This is a genomic window from Oleiphilus sp. HI0079 (genome assembly GCF_001635105.1).
On sequence record NZ_LWFT01000185.1, the window covers coordinates 1 to 2801 of the forward strand.

Consider the following 2801-nt stretch of genomic DNA (forward strand, 5'->3'; position numbering starts at 1 on the left):
AGGTGTTTTTGCTGTTAAGGTTGATGTTCAGACAGGTCGCCATAAAGGCGCTTACTTTGGCGTTGCCAATGTGGGCAAGAAACCAAGCGTCGGGGACTTTGAAGCGAATCTTGAAGTTCACTTATTTGATTTTTCCGGCGACCTTTATGGGGCCAGAGTTCAAGTCGAACTGCAGAAAAAAATCCGTGAAGAGCAACGGTTTGAAAGCGTCGATGCGCTTGCCGAACAAATACAAAAAGATAATCTTGTTGCGAGAGAGTTTGCAGCACAACAACGACAGCCGTTAAGGCTAGTTTGAGATGAAGTGATAAAACTATGAGTGATTATAAGCACACCTTGAATTTGCCCGATACTGAGTTTCCGATGCGCGGTAACTTGGCACAACGCGAGCCAGCAATGCTGAAAGCTTGGCAAGAAGAGGGACTGTATTCAAAAATTCGCGAAGCGAGAAAGGGTGCTGAGAAGTTTATTCTGCATGATGGCCCTCCGTATGCGAACGGCAGTATTCACATTGGTCACTCCGTTAACAAAATTCTGAAGGACATTATCGTCAAATCGAAGACAATTAGTGGCTTTGACGCGCCATATGTTCCCGGTTGGGATTGTCACGGCCTTCCGATTGAGCACAACGTTGAAAAGAAAATCGGTAAAGCTGGCGTTAAAGTTGAGTTTTCTGCATTCCGAAAAGCCTGTCGCGAATATGCTGCAAAGCAAGTAGCAGGGCAGAAAGAAGACTTTATCCGCCTCGGCGTTTTTGGTGACTGGGAAAACCCTTATCTCACCATGGATTTCAAATTTGAAGCGGACATCATCCGTGCGCTGGGCAAAATTATTGAAAACGGCCACCTAGTCAAAGGCTTTAAGCCGGTTTATTGGAGTGTCGTTGGCGGTTCTGCGCTCGCTGAGGCTGAAGTGGAGTACCAAGATAAGCAAAGCACGGCCATTGATGCGCGTTATGATGTGGTTGATCGTGACGCTGTGCTGGGCAAGTTTGGCGTTCAAGATAATCAGCAAAATCTTGCCGTTGTTATCTGGACGACAACTGCATGGACTCTTCCTTCAAGCCAGGCCGTATCACTCAATCCTGATCTTGATTATTCCCTTGTTCAGGCCGATTTGGGGCTTGGTCAGGAAATGCTAATTCTCGCGCAAGCGCTTGTTGATAGCGCAATGGAACGCTATGGCATTGAGAATTATGAAGTGCTGGGCTCTGCGAAAGGAACCGAACTTGAAGGTCAATTACTGACTCACCCCTTCTACCGTGACAAGCAATTACCTGTATTAGTTGGCGATCATGTGACCACAGAGGCGGGTACTGGTGCTGTTCATACTGCACCTGATCATGGTGTGGATGACTTTAACGTCGGCAACAAATACGGCTTGAAGACACTTAACTACGTTGATGATAACGGTGTGTTCCGTGACAACGTACCGATGTTTGCGGGTCAGCATGTATACAAAGTGGATGCTCCGGTGCTTGAAGCACTTGAAGCGCAAGGCAAGCTGGTTTTAAAGAAAGTGTTTACGCACAGTTATCCGCATTGCTGGCGCACTAAAACGCCATTGATCTTCCGCGCAACACCTCAGTGGTTTGTGAGCATGAATGAGAATGGTCTCAAAGATGCTGCGATGGATGCAGTCAAAGGCGTTAAGTGGATTCCTGCATGGGGACAGCAACGAATAGAGGGCATGCTTGAACAGAGCCCCGATTGGTGTATTTCTCGTCAGCGCACATGGGGTGTGCCGATTGCTTTGTTCGTCCATAAAGAGACTCAAGAGTTGCATCCAAATACGTCCGAGCTGATAGAGCAGGTGGCGCAAAAAGTCGAAGGCAAAGGGATGGATGCCTGGTTTGATCTAGATGCGACCGAGCTGTTGGGTGACGATGCAGATAACTGGAGTAAGGTAACCGATACCTTGGACGTCTGGTTTGATTCTGGCGTTACGCACGCGGCAGTTCTTCGTCAGCGCGAGGAGCTTGGTCAATACCCTGCAGATTTATACTTGGAAGGTTCAGATCAGCATCGTGGCTGGTTCCAGTCATCGCTTAAAACGGGTATCGCAATTAATGGTGCTGCACCCTACAAGCAAGTATTGACGCATGGCTTCACTGTTGATGGTGAGGGCCGCAAGATGTCTAAGTCGATTGGTAACGTTGTTGCGCCACAAGAAGTGATGAACAAGCTTGGTGCTGACATACTGCGACTTTGGGTGGCGGCAACAGATTACAGCGGCGAGATGACTGTTTCTGACGAGATTCTCAAACGTACCGCAGATTCTTATCGCCGTATCCGAAACACCGCGCGTTTCTTGCTTAGTAATATCAATGGTTTTGATCCAAAAACAGATCTTGTTCCGAATAACGAGATGATTGCCTTAGATCGCTGGGCTGTTGATCAGGCATCTCAACTGCAAGGTGAACTCCAGTCTGCTTATGAGAATTACAACTTTTTGGAAGTATTTCAAAAGATGGTGCAGTTCTGTGTTGGTGAACTCGGTGGTTTTTATCTCGATATCATCAAGGATCGTCAGTACACAACGCAAGCCGAGAGCCTAGCTCGCCGTTCTTGTCAGACAGCGATGTACCACATTCTAGAAGCGATGACGCGTTGGATGGCGCCAATACTTAGCTTTACCGCAGACGAGATCTGGGCGTTCATGCCTCAGCCGGCGAAAGGAGAGCGAGAAGATAGCGTTTTCTTGGCAACATGGTATGACGATCTTGCCGTACTCAGTGATGATGAGACTCAGGGTCGTGAATTCTGGCAAGCCGTGATGACAGTAAAAGAGGCGGTCAATAA

General features: G+C 47.9%; 2 protein-coding genes. Both read left to right on the forward strand.

Features of this window, described 5'->3' with window-relative positions; all coding sequences use genetic code 11:
* Positions 1–298: riboflavin kinase (locus A3750_RS02645; protein WP_197474832.1), on the forward strand; the 298-nt coding region annotated here is incomplete at its 5' end.
* Between the two features lie 17 nt (positions 299–315).
* On the forward strand, positions 316–2801 hold a 2486-nt coding region (gene ileS / locus A3750_RS02650; RefSeq protein ID WP_068548006.1), incomplete at its 3' end, for an isoleucine--tRNA ligase.